This window comes from Archangium violaceum (assembly GCF_016859125.1).
GTDB lineage: Bacteria > Myxococcota > Myxococcia > Myxococcales > Myxococcaceae > Archangium > Archangium violaceum_A.
On sequence record NZ_CP069338.1, the window covers coordinates 7141704 to 7156354 of the forward strand.

At 69.8% G+C, this 14651-nt stretch carries 13 protein-coding genes and 1 pseudogene; 7 read left to right on the forward strand and 7 right to left on the reverse strand.

From position 1 onward, the window contains the following. Nucleotides 1-254: 254 nt before the first annotated feature. A complete protein-coding gene (locus JQX13_RS30645; RefSeq protein ID WP_203403021.1) occupies nt 255-1169 on the reverse strand; it encodes a LysR substrate-binding domain-containing protein in 915 nt (304 codons plus the stop codon). A 127-nt stretch (nt 1170-1296) separates the two neighbouring features. On the opposite strand from JQX13_RS30645, the gene JQX13_RS30650 reads away from it, so the two are divergent. Further along, entirely contained in the window at nt 1297-2049 is a 753-nt protein-coding gene (locus tag JQX13_RS30650; RefSeq protein WP_203403022.1) for an SDR family oxidoreductase, read from the forward strand. Between the two features lie 81 nt (nt 2050-2130). Here the strand turns inward: JQX13_RS30650 and JQX13_RS30655 are convergent. Beyond that, nucleotides 2131-2289: pseudogene (locus tag JQX13_RS30655) on the reverse strand (class I tRNA ligase family protein); the annotation flags it as partial. A 412-nt stretch (nt 2290-2701) separates the two neighbouring features. Further along, a complete protein-coding gene (locus tag JQX13_RS30660; RefSeq protein ID WP_203403024.1) occupies nt 2702-3403 on the reverse strand; it encodes an expansin EXLX1 family cellulose-binding protein in 702 nt (233 codons plus the stop codon). A 158-nt stretch (nt 3404-3561) separates the two neighbouring features. Between JQX13_RS30660 and JQX13_RS55570 the strand changes: the two genes are divergently transcribed. The 6 genes from JQX13_RS55570 (at nt 3562) to JQX13_RS30685 (ending at nt 9178) form a co-directional block, all read left to right on the forward strand. Beyond that, nucleotides 3562-3693, forward strand: coding sequence for a hypothetical protein (locus JQX13_RS55570; RefSeq protein ID WP_275424877.1), 132 nt, complete (start codon nt 3562-3564; stop codon nt 3691-3693). A gap of 3 nt (nt 3694-3696) precedes the next feature. Then, nucleotides 3697-4503, forward strand: coding sequence for a hypothetical protein (locus JQX13_RS30665; protein WP_203403025.1), 807 nt, complete (start codon nt 3697-3699; stop codon nt 4501-4503). Then, nucleotides 4481-6868: a FecR domain-containing protein gene (locus tag JQX13_RS30670; RefSeq protein ID WP_203403026.1), complete on the forward strand. Its 2388-nt coding sequence runs from the start codon at nt 4481-4483 to the stop codon at nt 6866-6868. Before JQX13_RS30665 ends, JQX13_RS30670 begins: the two co-directional genes overlap by 23 nt. A 38-nt stretch (nt 6869-6906) precedes the next feature. Continuing rightward, nucleotides 6907-7917, forward strand: coding sequence for a stage II sporulation protein M (locus tag JQX13_RS30675; RefSeq protein ID WP_203403027.1), 1011 nt, complete (start codon nt 6907-6909; stop codon nt 7915-7917). Nucleotides 7918-8616: 699 nt separating this feature from the next. Next, the gene (locus tag JQX13_RS30680) at nt 8617-8781 is read left to right on the forward strand and encodes a hypothetical protein (RefSeq protein WP_203403028.1); all 165 of its coding nucleotides are present in this window, start codon (nt 8617-8619) and stop codon (nt 8779-8781) included. Between the two features lie 16 nt (nt 8782-8797). Beyond that, a complete protein-coding gene (locus tag JQX13_RS30685) occupies nt 8798-9178 on the forward strand; it encodes a DUF4288 domain-containing protein (RefSeq protein WP_203403029.1) in 381 nt (126 codons plus the stop codon). 34 nt (nt 9179-9212) lie between these two features. On the opposite strand, the gene JQX13_RS30690 is transcribed toward JQX13_RS30685, so the two are convergent. Genes JQX13_RS30690 through JQX13_RS30705 form a run of 4 tightly spaced genes read right to left on the reverse strand, consistent with a single transcriptional unit; the run spans nt 9213 to nt 14650 of the window. Next, entirely contained in the window at nt 9213-10520 is a 1308-nt protein-coding gene (locus JQX13_RS30690) for a DUF58 domain-containing protein (protein WP_203403030.1), read from the reverse strand. After that, nucleotides 10517-11515, reverse strand: a complete 999-nt coding sequence (locus JQX13_RS30695; RefSeq protein ID WP_203403031.1) for an AAA family ATPase — start codon at nt 11513-11515, stop codon at nt 10517-10519. Before JQX13_RS30695 ends, JQX13_RS30690 begins: the two co-directional genes overlap by 4 nt. Next, a complete protein-coding gene (locus tag JQX13_RS30700) occupies nt 11512-12804 on the reverse strand; it encodes a DUF4350 domain-containing protein (RefSeq protein ID WP_203403032.1) in 1293 nt (430 codons plus the stop codon). The genes JQX13_RS30695 and JQX13_RS30700 overlap by 4 nt, the downstream gene beginning before the upstream one ends. Then, nucleotides 12797-14650: a DUF4129 domain-containing protein gene (locus JQX13_RS30705; protein ID WP_203403033.1), complete on the reverse strand. Its 1854-nt coding sequence runs from the start codon at nt 14648-14650 to the stop codon at nt 12797-12799. Before JQX13_RS30705 ends, JQX13_RS30700 begins: the two co-directional genes overlap by 8 nt. Between the last annotated feature and the right edge of the window lies 1 nt (nt 14651).

A 14651-nucleotide genomic window follows, 5' to 3' on the forward strand; every position in this document is an offset into this window, starting at 1 on the left:
CCGCCGCATTGGTGGTGTTCGTCGCTGGCTCCGCTTCCGCCGTGGAATTGAACTATCGATGGAAGAAGGGGGCAGGTAGAGCGCGAGGAAGAAGCCGCCGAAGAAGTACATGAGGGCCTCCGCCTGCAACACCGGGCGGATGAGCGGATGGGCCAGACAGGCACGAAACCCCTCCGCGACATCCGCCAGCAGGCCCGGGGAGGACGCGGGGGCGGGTGGAGTTGATGGCCGACCGCCGCCCCGGTGTCTCCCTTTCAGGACGCCGTCCTCATGGAAAAGGGATTCCGAACATGCTCCGCCAGGTACTCGATCAACGCGGACACCGGGGGTGGAAGGCCCCGACGGCTGGTGAAGACGAGGTGGATCATTCCCTCCTGGGTGTGCCAGTCCGGAAACACCCGGACGAGCTGGCCGGAGCGCAGGGCGGGGCCGCAGAGAGCTTCGGGCAACAGGGCGACCCCCAGCCCGGCGATCGCCGCTCCCAGGACGGCCTGGCAATCCCCACACGACAGGCGGGGCATGTGGTGGAGGGTGAAGGTCCGCTGCTCGGGTCCAAGGAGCGCCCAGGTGTCCTGCCCTTCCCGTTCGTTGATGCTCAGGGTGGGGACCGACGCCAGTTGCTCCACGCTCCGCTCATCGCCGAGGCGGTCGGCCCATGCCGGAGCCGCGACGAGGATGCAGTTGCTCTGGGTGAGCTTGCGCACGGTGAATGACGCGTCGATGTCGAGCGAGGGGCTCACGCGCAGCGCGAGGTCGATGCGCTCGGCGATGAGATCGACCCGCCGGTTGGTGGCCACCACCTGCAGGTTCACCCGGGGGTGGCGCTCCATGAAGCGGACGAGATGGCATCCCAGGGAATCCATCATGCCCTGGGGACAGTTGAACCGGACCGTTCCATGCGGCTCGCCCTGGGTGGCGGCCACCACGGCCTCGGCCCGGTTCACCTCCGCCATCACGCTCTGGCAGTGGTCGTAGAAGGCCTGCCCGACGTCGGTGACGCGGAAGCGGCGCGAGGAGCGTTCGATCAGCCGGACCCCGAGGCGCTCCTCGAGCCGTGCCACCCGGCGGCTGAGCTTCGATTTGGACTGCCGCAGCACCCGTCCCGCCGGCGCGAAGCCTCCGTTCGCGACGACCTCGGTGAAGAAGAACATGTCATTCAAGTCCCTCATCGAGCCCTCATCGTTGCGTTTCCAGAACGCAGGTTCCCATGAAATCCACCTTTCGAGCCAATCGTTCCAAATTAGATCCCTCTCGTTGGCGATGCACTTCCTCCGCCGACGACAGGGAGACACGACGATGAGCAACAAGCTGCAGGGCAAGGTGGCCGTGGTGACGGGGGGGAATTCGGGAATTGGCCTCGCCACGGCGAAGCGTTTCGCCGCCGAGGGCGCCAGGGTCTTCATCACCGGCCGTCGGCAGGCGGAGCTGGACGCCGCGGTGAAGGCGATCGGTCCCCAGGCCACGGGGGTCCAGGGCGACGTGTCCAAACTGGCCGACATCGACCGGCTCTATGAGGTGGTGAGACAGAAGGCGGACTCCCTGGACATCGTCTTCGCCAATGCGGGCACGGCGGGGTTCGCCGCCCTGGGCTCCATCACGGAGGCGCACTTCGACGACGTCTTCAACACCAACGTCAAGGGCGTCCTGTTCACGGTACAGAAGGCCCTGCCCCTGCTGCGCGAGGGGGCCTCCATCATCATCAACGGCTCGACGACGAGCGCCATGGCCACTCCGGCGTTCAGCGTCTACAGCGCGACCAAGGCCGCCTTGCGCAGCTTCGCCCGCAACTGGATCCTCGATCTGAAGGGTCGCCCCATCCGCGTCAACGTCCTCAGCCCGGGCACCACCCGGACGCCCGGCCTCCACACCCTCGCCGGGGGCGAGGAGCTCGCGCAGGCGACGTACGAGCAGTTCGCCGCCAACATCCCCATGGGCCGGATGGCGGACCCCGACGAGATCGCCAAGGTGGCGGTGTTCCTCGCCTCGGATGACAGCAGCTACGTCAACGGAATCGAGCTCTTCGTCGACGGCGGCATGGCCCAGGTCTGAGCCATGCCGTGTCCCCGGGGGCTCAGGCGCGCTCGACGCGCACACGCGCGGGCAGGCCGTTGAGGCTCACTTCCTCATCGGAGGGGCGCTCATCGCCGCGAGCGTGGTGAGCACCTCGTACAGGGTGAAGTACGCGTCCTGCTTGCCCTGCTCCAGGCCGGGGGCCCGGAAGCGGTCACGGCTGCGGCGCAGGTACCAGTTGGACAGGGCGTTCACCAGGGCCACCATGCGCTGGGCGGCTCCCTCGAGCGGAGGCGGAGCCGGGGCTGGAGGAGGAGAGCCCGGCCCTGGCTGCGACGGTGGCGTCCACGAAGGCGCGCACGCCAGAGCCGGATGAAATCCCGGGGCAGTTCGCTGCCGCCGCTTTTCGTCACCGCAGCGGGATTGCGTTCGAAGAACCAGGTCCGGCCAACTCCGACTCGCAATCCACGGCAGGGCGATGAACCAGAGCGGATTGAAGATCTGAATCAGGATGAGCGTCTGCTGATCAATAAACCCTGGACCAGTCCTCGGGTGGCATGGGCGGCATGAAGACCCACTCGCGCTTCTCGCTCCAGCGGTTGTAGTCAGGCCGTCCGCGCAGCGCGCCTGGAGTCACTCCGAGGCGTGGTGCCGAGCGAAGAGCCAGCCCACGCCCGGGGGTCCACCTGCTTCAGCCTCCCTTGAACTGGGCCGCTCCGTCGTGGGTTGCGTCGGGCGTCACCGCGGGGAGGGTGTCCTCGAGCGTCTGGCCGTCCGAGGCCGTCACCCGCACCTTGATGGAGCCCGTGCCCATGCCCTTGGGCTCGACGAAGTAGTTGTAGTCCTCGCGGTTGACCTGGGTCCAGGCGCCGTTCTTCCAGTACTCGAGCTTCGTCACGGGCAGGCGGTGGTTGCGCACCTGGATGGCGGTCCACCACTGCGAGCTGCCGTCCTTGTAATGGTAGCGGATGGGGCCCTGCACGTCGCAGGTCACCATGCGCCAGCGCACCTTCACGCGGCCGTCGATGGGGTTGGCGATCTTCGCGAAGGCCTCGCGGCTGAGGTCCAGGTGGCCCCTGTCGGGGCAGTCCGGGCACGAGTCCACGATGCGCACGCGCAGGTTGCCCTTGGGACCCTCGATCTCCACGCACGCACCGCACACCGCGCTGCCCTCGTACTGGCCCTTGTTGATCGCCGCCACGTCCAGGTTCTGGGGGCTGGGATCGAAGCTGCAGTTGCCCGCGCCCGTCGCGTCGTAGAAGGTGATGATTCCGTCCTGGTACTCGCCGAGCGCGCGCAGGGCCTCACCAGAATCCGTGGGGCCACAAGCGGCCAGCAACGGGAGCAGGGCCGCCGCGAGCCATCGGGAAGAAGCGGGCTTCTGGATGCGCATGATCGGATTTCCTCACAGTGCGGAAGGGGCCCGGCAGTGTAGCGCGTTGACGCTTCCGTGGGGCGGTAGCGCCTCCTCTCCTGGGAACCGGGCGGGTCGCGGAACGGGTCAAGGGCTCGCTCCGCAACCACCGGCAGTGTTAGATGGGGCATTCGACAATGGCCGCGACCCCTATCCCCGGAGTGGAGACTCGCAGCGACGCGGGGGCTTCGCGAGGCCTCTCGCTCTTCACGCGCCTGTTCCTCCTCATCCTGGCCCGTGCGCTGCCTCCGCTGGTGGGGCTGGGCTGAAAGATGATGGACACCAACGCGGATGCCCTCCAGGAGCTCGTCCGCCACCTGCACCGCTCCATCGTCGGAGATGTACAGCGGGCCGTTCGGGGTGCGCTGGCTCGTGTCGAGCAGGAGCTCGCGGGCGTCGGGCAGATCCTCTTCGCACCCGGGTTGGGAGATGACGCCACGCGCTTCGCGCTCGTGGGCTCCCGGGTGGCGGCCCTGGACAACATCGACTTCGTCACGCTCTACGCCCCGAGCGGCCCGATCGTAACGACCGTGAAGGCGGATGAGGTGCCGGCCCCGGAGCTCGTCTCCCGGTCCGAAGCGCGCCCGTCGGATGCGGCGGCCATGCGTCAGGAACTGCTGGCCGTGCTCGCCGAGCCGTGGGCGTCCGCGCCGAGGAGGCGGGGCGAGGGAAAGAAGACGGAGCGCGGGCTCGTACCGCATGCGCTGTCCGTGACGAGCCCCGCGGCGGGTGGGGCTCCCGTGGCAGTGCTGGCCGAGCCGCACCCGTCGGCCGCGGGGAACACGTTGATGATGTCGCTCGCCGCGTGTGGATTCCAGGCGAGGGTGATCTCCGCCGAGGAGTCGCTGCGGGAGCTCGGCGCGCTGCTCGTCGTCGCGGAGGGACGCGAGTCGCTCGCGCGGGCGAAGGCCCTGGCCGCTCGTCCGGATTCTCCGCCGGTTCTGCTGTGTGGTCCCTCGGATGACTGGGACCTGGTGACGGGCGCGCTGGAGGGCGGGTTGTTCGACTTCGTCCCCCTGCCGCTCGAGCCGAACGATCTGATCCGGAAGGTATCGCGTGCTCAGAAGCTCAAGCGTTAGAGGGCTCGCCACGGTGCTCGCCCTGGTGTGGTTCCTGCCGGCCCCTTCGTGGGCCCAGCAGGTCGCCGATGACGACGTCTATGTGGTGCAGCCCGGAGACACCTGCGGCAGCGTGGCGCGCAAGGTGTTCGGCGACGTGACGGTCGGCTCCGCGAAGCTGCATGCGCTCAACAAGATGGGGCCGCCGCCGCACGAGCTGAAGCCGGGCACGGTGCTGCGCATCAAGGGCGACCCGGACGCGCGGCTCACCTTCGTCAAACCCGAGGTCAACGCCAAGCGGGCGGGCAAGGTGGAGTGGCGCCAGGCGAACACCGGCCAGGGCCTGTGGCGGCTGGACTCCGTCAACACGCTGCGCGAGGCCGGCGCCGAGGTGACCTTCAAGGACCTGACGCGGCTGCAGATGAACGAGAACGCGCTCGTCGTCATCTACGGTCAGGCCCCCAAGGCGACGGACGCGGTGATGAAGTCTGGCGCGGTGGAGCTGTTGCAGGGCGAGCTGAACGTGTCGCTGGCGGAGCTGCGCGGCGAGCCCGTGGGCGTGCAGATGCCGGCGGCCTCGGTGGCCGCGCGCTCGAAGGAACTCCTCGTGGGGGTGGATGCGCAGCAGACGAGCCGCGTCTCCGTCTACGACGGCCAGGCCGAGGTGCGCGCGCAGGGCCAGAGCGTCCAGGTTCCCAGGGATCACGGCACTCGGGTGGAGAAGGGCAAGGTCCCCGAGAAGCCGCGCCCACTTCCCAAGGCGCCGGCGTGGGCGGGCCCGGCGCGCCCGGTGCGGGTGCTGCTGGACGAGAAGGGCGTGGACGAGGAACTGGCGTGGGCGCCCGTGAAGGAAGCGGCGTCCTACCGGGTGGAGCTCGCGCGCGACGAGCGCTTCAACGACCGGGTGCACGGGGAGACAGTGCCGGCCGGGCAGGAGTCGCTGAAGTCCGTGGCCCGCGCGTTGGCGCCCGGCCGGTACTTCGCGCGGGTGCGTGCCGTGGATGCCTCGGGGCTGGTGGGCCGGGTGTCCGCCGTGCGGCAGGTGGAGGTGCTGCGCGTGAAGTCGGAGCGCGGCGTGGTGGGCCCCCAGGGCCTCCGGGGCGCGATGCGGTTGGACGTGTCGGTGGATGGGGCCGAGTCGCTGGACTTCCGCCTCGATGGTGCCCCCACGACGCACCCGGTACGCGTAGAGGCCGTGGGTACGCACACGCTGGAGCTGCTGCCGCGCGGAGTGCCCGACGCGCTCCCGGAGAAGCTGACACTCACGGTGGTGCCGCCCCGCGTGGACGTGGACCTCGAGCCCATGGCCAGCTCGTTCCGGGTGAAGGTCCAGGTGTTCGATGAGCAGGGCCGGCTGTTGGAGGGCCCCTTCGCCGCGCTGAAGCTGCGTGGGCTTCATGGCACCCAGGTGGAGGAGCCGCTGCGGCGCCAGTCGGACGGCGCGCTGCTGACGCGGGCGGTGCCCGGGATGCGCGACGGGGAGCGCGTGGCCTCGGTGGAAGCCCTCTGGGGTGACACACGTGTCCAGCAGGTCAACGCCCAGGCCAACGCCCAGGCCCCTCTGTCTCGGGAGCCGGCCGTCTCCGGGGTCGAGGAGGAGCCCGAGCCCCTCGAGGCGTCCGTCGAGGAGGAGGCCGCGCTCATGTCGATGCTGGGTGCTCCCTCGGGAGGCATGGTGGAGGCGGCTCCGCTGCCCACGGGTTTCCTGCCGCGGGCCTGGCTCTTCGAGCTGCGGGCCCAGCCCGAGCTGGAGTCGGCGGGGGTGGACCTCGCTCGCGGGCGCACCACCCTCGCCGTGGAGGGGCGGGTGTCCGAGCGCGTGGCCCTGGGCACGGCGCTGGCGATGCGTCCCGGGGCGCTGCTGAGCGGCGATGGCGTGGCGGGTGAGCTGCCCGCGACAGCTCTGTCCGCCTCGTTGTCGGCACGGGTGCGGTTGACGGACCACCCGGCCTTCCGTGTGCTGCTGTCCTTCGACGGCACCCTGGTGGGCTCCGGATTCGACGAGGAGGCCCGGGGGCTGAGGCTGCGCCCGGCGCTGCTCGCGGGGTCACGTTGGGGGCAGTGGGCGTTCTCCACCAGCCAGGGCTACGCCCTCAGGCCGGGCGAGGCGCGGGCCTCCTGGGACAGCGCGTATCAGGCCTGGTTCCTGCCCATTCCGAGGCTGGCACTCGGAGCCGAAATCGACGCCCTGGTGGATGCCACGCCCCGTGAACCGGGCCCGTTCGCCTTTGCCGCTGGTGTGGGGGCGCGCTTGATGTTCTCCGGGTTCGAGCTGGGCACCTCGGTGCGCCGGGGCTTCGGTCCGGACGGCGCTCGCGTCTGGGGGGGTTGGAGCGGGCAGGTGACCCTCGGCTGGTCCGGCCTGCGCCCCGCGCGGCGGCAGTAGGCTCCGGCCTTCGCGGACTGGGTTAGAGTCGCCGCGTCATGGAGATGCCCGAGTTCATCGAGGCGCGGCGACCGCGCTGGCAGCAGCTGGAGTCCCTGCTCGACAAGGCCGAGAGCTCGGGCCTGCGCGCCCTCCAGTTGGAGGAGGCTCGCACGCTGGGCAAGCTGTACCGCGCCGTCTCCAGCGACCTGCTGTGGGTGCGCGCGCGCAGCGGCTCGGCCGACGTGAGCGAGTACCTCAATGATCTGGTGGGCCGGGCCTACGCCATCACCTACCCGGGTCAGCGGCCCCGGTTCTCGGATGTATGGGGTTTCGTCGCTCGAGGCTTCCCCGCGCTGCTCCGTCAGGAGTGGCGGATGTACGCGGCCTCGGTGCTCCTCTTCCTGGCGGGGGTGGGCTTCGGGTACCTGGGCATGATGGTGGATCCGGACGCCGCGCCCTACCTCGTCCCCGGGGAGCACCTGAGCCTGGATCCCGTCCAGCGCGCCGCCGATGAGGCCTCGGGGGAGGGGATGTCCGTGGAACAGCAGGCCGCGTTCTCTTCCTTCCTCTTCACCCACAACATCGAGGTCGCGTTCCTCGCCTTCGCCCTGGGCATCACCGTGGGCGTGGGCACTGCGTTGATGCTCTTCATCAACGGGTTGATGTTGGGCGCGCTCGCGCAGGTGTACACGGCCAAGGGCTTGGCCGGCTGGTTCTGGGCGTGGATCCTCCCGCACGGCATTCCGGAGATCACGGCCATCTGCATCGCGGGCGCGGCGGGCTTCGTCATTGCCCGGGGGCAAGTGGCGCCTCGGGGTCTGCCCCGAGGTCTGGCGTTGCGCCAGGAGGCCGTGCGCGCGGTGAAGCTCCTCTTCGGCACGCTCGCGCTCTTCGTGCTCGCGGGCTTCATCGAGGGCACCATCTCACAGATCCACCCGCCGAAGCTGTCGGTGGCCTTCAAGATATCCTTCGCCTTGACGGTGGGCGTGGGCGTCTACGCGTATCTGGGCTCGGACTGGTTGCGCGGGGCGGAGAAGAAGGACCTGACTCTTCATGGACAACGATAAGACGGAGCCCTCTCCGCCGGGGTCCGCTGCTGGAGGGCATTCTTCCTCTACCTGACGGAACCCCACTTCAGACCCACTCGGGGCTGGCCCTGACCTCGCTGGGGGATGTGCCCGCCGTCCTGGCGGAACTGCGCGCGGCTCTGCGCGTCGCCCGGCATACGGAGCAGCATGCCGCGGTGGGCTTCAACCTGCATTACCTGGCTCTGGTGTTGGCCAGCAGCCGAGAGCCCTCGCACTGGGCGGAGGCCCGGACGCTGCTCCAGGAGTACATGGGGGAGGATCCCCAGTCCTTCAGGTGGTGCTCCGGGCTCGCGATGCTGGCGAAGCTGGATGCGGCGAGTGGTGCCCTCCAGGAAGCCGAGGTCCGTGCTCGCGAGGCGTGTGTGCTGCTGGCACCCTTCCTAATGCGCAGAGGGATGTCAGCGCGGGGGATGCGGCCCTGCGCGAGGCTGCGCGCTGTGTGCGCATCCGGGCCGACGACATTCCCGAGCCCGCAGCTCGCGAGCATTTCTTGCGTCAGGTGCCCGAGAACGCCCGGACGCTGGAGTTGGCTCGCCAGCGTTGGGGCGAAGCCGCAGTGTAGTGGCGCTCCGTTCAGGTGTTCAAAACCTTGAAGGTGCCAGGAGCGCTGCTCGGGAGCGCGCTGATGCATCCGAGGACTTCTGCAAGAGCCAGACGGTTCTCTGCTCCAAAGGAGGCGTGCAGAACAAGGAGAACGAGTACGTTCGCGAAGCCAGGAAGCGGCCGGACCCCTGTGAGTGGCTTCAAGAGCAGTATGACGGAGCGGCAGGAGAAGAGCGCGAGAAGATCCAACTGGCCCAGAAGTTCCTTCGTTGTCGTAACAAGCAGAAGCGCAAGGCGTAATGGAAGTGAGAAAACGATGCCCTGGTACGCCGCACATGTGGTGCTCTATTACGAACTCAGGGAAGGGCCGCAGGAGGAGTTCTCTGTGATGGAGAATGTCTATCTCATCCATGCTGGTACCGATGACGAAGCATCTGCAAGAGCAGAGAAGCGTGGACGCATCGACTGTGTGGAGGACGAGAGCTTGACCGTCAGTGGTCGGCCCGCTCGTCTCGTTTTTGGTGGGGTGAGAAAGCTCATCTCCTGTGCGGCCAGTCCGGAGAAGCCCGGTCCCTCCACGGTCGAAACCCTGGAGGATGGTGTCGAGGCGACGTACTCGTTCCTGGTTGTTTCCAGCCGGCAAGAGCTCGATTCCTTGATCAAGGGCGAGCCCGTGCACGTGCTCTACGAGGAATGAGCGTCCCCCCCGCGATGGTCGGTCAATGCGGCGCCTACAGCACGCCGCGCGCCTTGATGTCGAGGTAACGGTTCACCGCGGCGAGGCTCAGCTCATCCGGCTGCACGTCGAGCATCTGCACGCCACCAGCGCTCACCTTGGCCTTGAGGGCCTCGCGGTCCGTGAGCAGTTCACTGGCCACGGCCTGCTGGAAGGCCTGCTCGGCGCCCTCGGGAGGAGTGCGCAGCAGGTTCGCCAGCGCCGTGTCCCGTACGGACAGGCACAGCGGGACGTGCCTCCGCGCCAGCCGGTGCAGGGGCGCCACCATCGTGGAGGCCTGCTCCTCGTCGAGGAAGTCGGTGAACACGCACAGCAGGCTGCGTCGCGTGAGGCGCACGTTCAGCTCCTTGAAGAGCGCCAGGTAGTCCACGTACGTGAGGCTCGGCGTGGTGGAGTAGAGCGTGTCCAATATCTTCCGGTACTGCATGCGTCCCGCCGCTGGAGGCAGGTACGCCTTCACCCCGTCCGCGAACACCGCCAGCCCCACCCGGTCGCCGTTGCGCACCGCCACGAAGGCCAGGAAGAGCGCCGCGTTGACGGCGTGGTCCAGCTTGGTGAGCCCGTCCACCTGCGCCGCCATCGAGCGCCCCGCGTCCACGCAGATGAGCATGGACTGCGAGCGCTCGGACTCCATCACCCGCGTCACCGGCCGGGTGCGCCGCGCGGTGGCCTTCCAGTCCACCTCGCGCACCGAGTCTCCCTGTGCGTAATCCCTCAACCGGGCGAACTCGCTGCCCCGGCCGTCCCGGCGCAGCTGCCGCAGGCCCAGGTTCACCAGGTCCAACGCCGCGCCGGACAGCAGCAGGCGGCTCGCGCCCCGCAGGTCCGGGAACACCGACACGTTCTGGGCCGCGGGGAAGCGCCGCTCGTGGAAGACGAGCCCGAGGGGCCCGCGCACCCGCACGTTCACGTCCCCGAAGCCGAACTTGCCGCGCTTCGCGGGCGACACCCGGTACACCCAACGCGTCTGGCTGTCCGCGGACAGGTGCAGCGGAGCCTCCTCGGGCGTGGCGATGAAGGACTCGGGCACGTCGTCACGCACGCGCACGTCCACCGCCTGGCCGCCCCGGTGCACCAGCAGCAACTCCACCTTGTTGGGCACGCCCACGGACAGCCGGCTCGGCAGCTTCCGGCTCACCTCCAGGCGCACCCGGCGGGCCAGCAGGAAGTCCACCGCCGCCAGCCCCAGGGCGAGCGCGTCCAGCACCAGCACCACGCCGCCGAGGCCCGGGAAGAATCCCGCCGCCATCATCGGCACGGCCAGCAGGCACAGCAGCACCCACAGGCGCCCGGTGGGAATCACCGGGGGACCTCGACGGACTGCACCACCTCGCGCAGCACGTCCGAGGGCGTGGCCCCATCCAGCTCCGCGTCCGGCGACAGCAGCAGGCGGTGTCTCAGGACCGGCCCCGCGAGGAAGCGCACGTCATCCGGAGTGACGAAGCCCCGGCCGCGCAACGCCGCCAGCGCCTTCGCGGCCAGCAGCAGGTGCACGCCCGCGCGAGGTCCCGCCCCCAGGCGGATGCGGCTGGAGGTGCGCGTGGCCGCCACCAGCTTGCGGATGTACGAGAGCACCGGAGGCTCCACCGTCAGCTCGTTGAGCGCCGCCCGCGCGGCCAGCAGCCCCTCCTTCGTCACCGCCGCCCCCACGCCCGCCCGCGCCAGGTCGCCCGCGTCGAAGCCCTGGTGCACCGACGCGAGGATGGCGTCCTCCTCCTCGGGCGCCGGGTAGCCCACGTCGATCTTCAGAAGGAAGCGGTCCAGCTGCGCCTCGGGCAGTGGATAGGTGCCCTCGGACTCCACCGGGTTCTGCGTGGCGAACACCGTGAAGAGCGGCGACAGGGGCATGTGCCGGCCCTCCAGCGACACGCCGCGCTCCTGCATGGCCTCCAGCAGCGCGGACTGCGTCTTGGCGGGGGCGCGGTTGATTTCATCCGCCAGCAGCAGGTCCGTGAAGATGGGGCCGCGCACCAGCACGAAGGACTGGCTCTTCAAATCGAAGATGCTGGTGCCCAGGATGTCCGCGGGCATCAGGTCCGGGGTGAACTGGATGCGCTTGAAGTCCGCGCTGATGCCGCGCGCGAGCGCCTTGGCCATCAGCGTCTTGGCCACGCCGGGCACGCCCTCCAGCAGCACGTGGCCTCCGGCGATGAGGCCGACGAGCATCAACTCGAGCGGCTCGTCCTGGCCGACGACGGCCTTGCGCACCTCGGCGAGCACGCCCTCCCGGATGGCATGGGCGGCGGCCACGGCGGGGCTGGCGGAGGTCGGGGTGGAGGCGAAGGTGGACGAAGTCATGGCTCCTCGGGTGTCGAAGCAAGGGGCGCGCTCGGGGGCGGCCCGGAAGGATGGATGCGCTGGCGCAGTGTCGCGGTGCGTGTGGCCAGCTGTTGCAGGTCTTTCTCCGCGGATACGGCCTCCGCGTTGCGGACGATGGCGCGCAAGCCGTTGGCCAGGTCCTCCCGTCCGCGCGCGGCCAGGCCCTCGGCGACCTGCTGGGCGGGGGCATGGGCGGGCAGGCCCACATGCAGGGCGAGCTCCTGGGTGAGACCGCGGGTGATGAGGTTGGCGGCGAAGCCGTAGTGGCGGCCCTCGCGGTACAGGCGGCTCATGGCGAAGAGGGCGTCCGTGGCCCCCACGCGCGTGGACTCGGGAGGCGGGCGCGGCCGGCCGAAGCGCTTGAGGGCCACCGCCCACAGGCACAACCCCAGCATCAACTGCGCCACCGCGAAGTGCAGGCCATAGCGCCGAGCGAAGTCCACCACCGAGCGCTCGTTGGTGAAGCCGTGGTGGTGCTCATCGAACTCGAAGGGGCCCGGGCCCAGCGCGCTCAAGGCGCTCAGCCAGAATCGTGCGTTGTCCGCGCGCCCGAGCGCCTCGTTCATCGCCAGCTCCGGCGCGCCCACCACCAGCACCTCGCCCGCGCCGTACGGCACCACCGCGGCCACCGTCATGCCCAGCGGCTCGTCCTTCAGGACCGGCACCGCGTCCGCGGGCAGCTCCAGGTAGGCCTGCACCTTCGCCTCCACGCGCTCCACGCCCAGCGTGTACGGGCTGGAGAGCGGCGGCACGAGCGTGCGCATGGGCAGCGAGGTGTCCGCCTTGAAGAGCTTCACCCCGAGCTTGTCCAGCAGCGGATTCTCCCTCGAGCCCCAGGGGACATAGAGGAGGTTGTGTCCCTCCCGGACGTGCTCGAGCAGCTTCTCCGTCTCGGTGTCGCTCAGCTCGGGGACATGCAGCCGGTTGAAGCCGTGGCGGGGCACGTCCTCGTCCTCCAGCTTCGAGTCCTTCTCCGCGGCGAGCGCCGTCTGATCCGGATCCTCCTCCTGGGCGCCCTCCACCTCCACCGCGAGCAGCACCAGCGTCCCCGTGTCCTGGAGGATTTGCAGGTCCGCCGTCCGGCGGGTGACGGGCAGGCCACTCTCCTCGGCCAGCAGGTAGAGGCCGCGAGCCCCATCCGGCTGGGCACGCCAGGTGGAGAGCGTATCGGCGAAGCCGCCTCGTGCCGCGCCGCGCACGAGCCACGAGCCCATCACCGCGGTGACGAGCAGGCCTCCCACCACGAGCAGCGGGAAACGATCACGCACCGGCGGCCTCCTGTGTGGCGGGCGTGGACAGCATGGGCGCACACAGCGCACGGAAGTCGCGGTAGCCCTCCGCGCCCACCGGCACGTTGCCGTACCAGGCGAAGTCGAAGCGCAGCGTCAGCTCGCGGAAGGAGGGCAGCCACTCGCGGCGGCTGCGGAACTGGCGCAGGTAGTCCCAGTTGCTCAGCGTGGTGTCATAGTGGATGACGCCCTCGCGGTGCAGGCGCGAGAGCAGGGCGAGGTACAGGCCGCGCACCGCCTCGCGGTACTCGCCCCGGGCGGCCAGCTCGTCGGCGAGGTGGGCCCAGCCCTCGGGAGGGCGGGAGAGGGCGTTCATCGACTCGTCTGCGAGCGTCTTCGCGTCCAGCGTGCTCACCTCGAGCTGCGTGCCCTCGGCCTTCTTCTCCCCGCGGAGCGCGCGCAGCAGCAGCAGGGTGAGCACCACCAGCACTCCGGCGATGAGGACCACCACGAGGACGTTGACCACCTGCTGGCCGCTGACGCCCGTGAAGCTCGTCGGCCTGGCGGGCGCGGTCTCGTCACGCCGGAAGAGCTTCTCGAGCCATTCCGCCAACCACTCGATGAACCGCCGCCAGGCTCCCGGGGGCTCCACGTCCTCCTCCGGCTTCTCCTTGGGGGCCTCGGGCTCGGGCACCTGGAACTCGGGCCGCGCGAGGATGTCGCGGGCATGCGCCTGGGCCGCACGGGCATCCGCCTGTTGCTTCTCCAGCTCCGCCGTCCGGGCCGCCAGCGCGACGCCCTGCTCGAGCCGCTCCAGGGCCTCGCAGTCCTCGTTCTCGTACACCTCCTGCTCCACGTCGCGCACGAGCCGCTGGAACTTCACGGCCTCGGTCTGGCTCAGCGAGGTGACGGTCCGCCGCCACTCCGCCACCGTGGGCTCTTCCAGCTCGCACTGCCCGGCCAACGTCCCCACCCTCTGCTCCAGGGCCGCTCGGGACGCGGGCGCCTCGGACTGTTGGGCATGGACCGGTGTGCCCAGGAGGCAGGTCCCCAGGAAGGCGAACAGGACGAGCGCCGCGCTCCGGGTGGGGAGCTGCTGCACCGCCGCGAGCAGATCCAGGCCCTCCTGGCGCACCCGTCCATCCACCAGCAGCAGCGTGGACGTGGCGGCGCGAAGGGGCTCGAGCAGGGTGAAGGTGACGGCCACCAGGAAGACGACCCAGGAGGTGTTGTCCAGCGAGGCGAAGCGCTCGGCGAAGGTCAGGTCGATGCCGAGCAGCTTGCGGCCCACGTAGAGCAGGGTGTTGGCCGCGATGTGCAGGTTGAAGAAGACCAGCAGCTGCACCCACAACAGGACGCGCACGGCGGTGGCGCTCCCGCGTGCCGGGCCGAGCATCCGCGCGCACTGCCCGTACAGGCCCAGGAGGCTGCCCCGGCCCTGAAGGGCGACGGCGTAGCCCACCTGGTGCGCGGAGAGGAAGAAGTAGGCGAAGCCCAGCGAGGCGCCGAGCGTCACCAGGTTGAAGGTGAACAGGTACGCCACGGCGAACAGGAGGCTCGGCGTACGGGCCAGCGCGGCGCGCAGCGAGGCCCACGCGGTGGGCTCTCCGGAACCTCTCCCGAGCACCAGCTCCTGCACATGGTGGCAGGCGGCACCCTGGAAGAGGCCGCGAGCCAGCCAGGCCAGGGTGAACCACAGCGCGGGCAGGGCGAGCGGGCGGTGCTGGCCCACCGCGTCCGTCAGGTGGAGCAGGGCCGCGGTGACGAGCGCTCCGCCGGGCAGGGTGAGCGCCCACACGCCGGAGCTGCGCACGCACACGCGCAGGCCCGCGTCCAGGATCGCCACCGCCCCCCGGGGGCGCAGTTCGAGCGCGGAGACGGCCATC

Excerpts from the sequence above, each read along its gene's own strand:
- JQX13_RS30695 (WP_203403031.1), bottom strand. The coding sequence starts at position 11,515 with ATGACTTCGTCCACCTTCGCCTCCACCCCGACCTCCGCCAGCCCCGCC.
- JQX13_RS30685 (WP_203403029.1), top strand. The coding sequence starts at position 8,798 with ATGCCCTGGTACGCCGCACATGTGGTGCTCTATTACGAACTCAGGGAA.
- JQX13_RS30660 (WP_203403024.1), bottom strand. The coding sequence starts at position 3,403 with ATGCGCATCCAGAAGCCCGCTTCTTCCCGATGGCTCGCGGCGGCCCTG.
- JQX13_RS30650 (WP_203403022.1), top strand. The coding sequence starts at position 1,297 with ATGAGCAACAAGCTGCAGGGCAAGGTGGCCGTGGTGACGGGGGGGAAT.
- JQX13_RS30705 (WP_203403033.1), bottom strand. The coding sequence starts at position 14,650 with ATGGCCGTCTCCGCGCTCGAACTGCGCCCCCGGGGGGCGGTGGCGATC.
- JQX13_RS30675 (WP_203403027.1), top strand. The coding sequence starts at position 6,907 with ATGGAGATGCCCGAGTTCATCGAGGCGCGGCGACCGCGCTGGCAGCAG.
- JQX13_RS30645 (WP_203403021.1), bottom strand. The coding sequence starts at position 1,169 with ATGAGGGACTTGAATGACATGTTCTTCTTCACCGAGGTCGTCGCGAAC.
- JQX13_RS30665 (WP_203403025.1), top strand. The coding sequence starts at position 3,697 with ATGATGGACACCAACGCGGATGCCCTCCAGGAGCTCGTCCGCCACCTG.
- JQX13_RS55570 (WP_275424877.1), top strand. The coding sequence starts at position 3,562 with ATGGCCGCGACCCCTATCCCCGGAGTGGAGACTCGCAGCGACGCGGGG.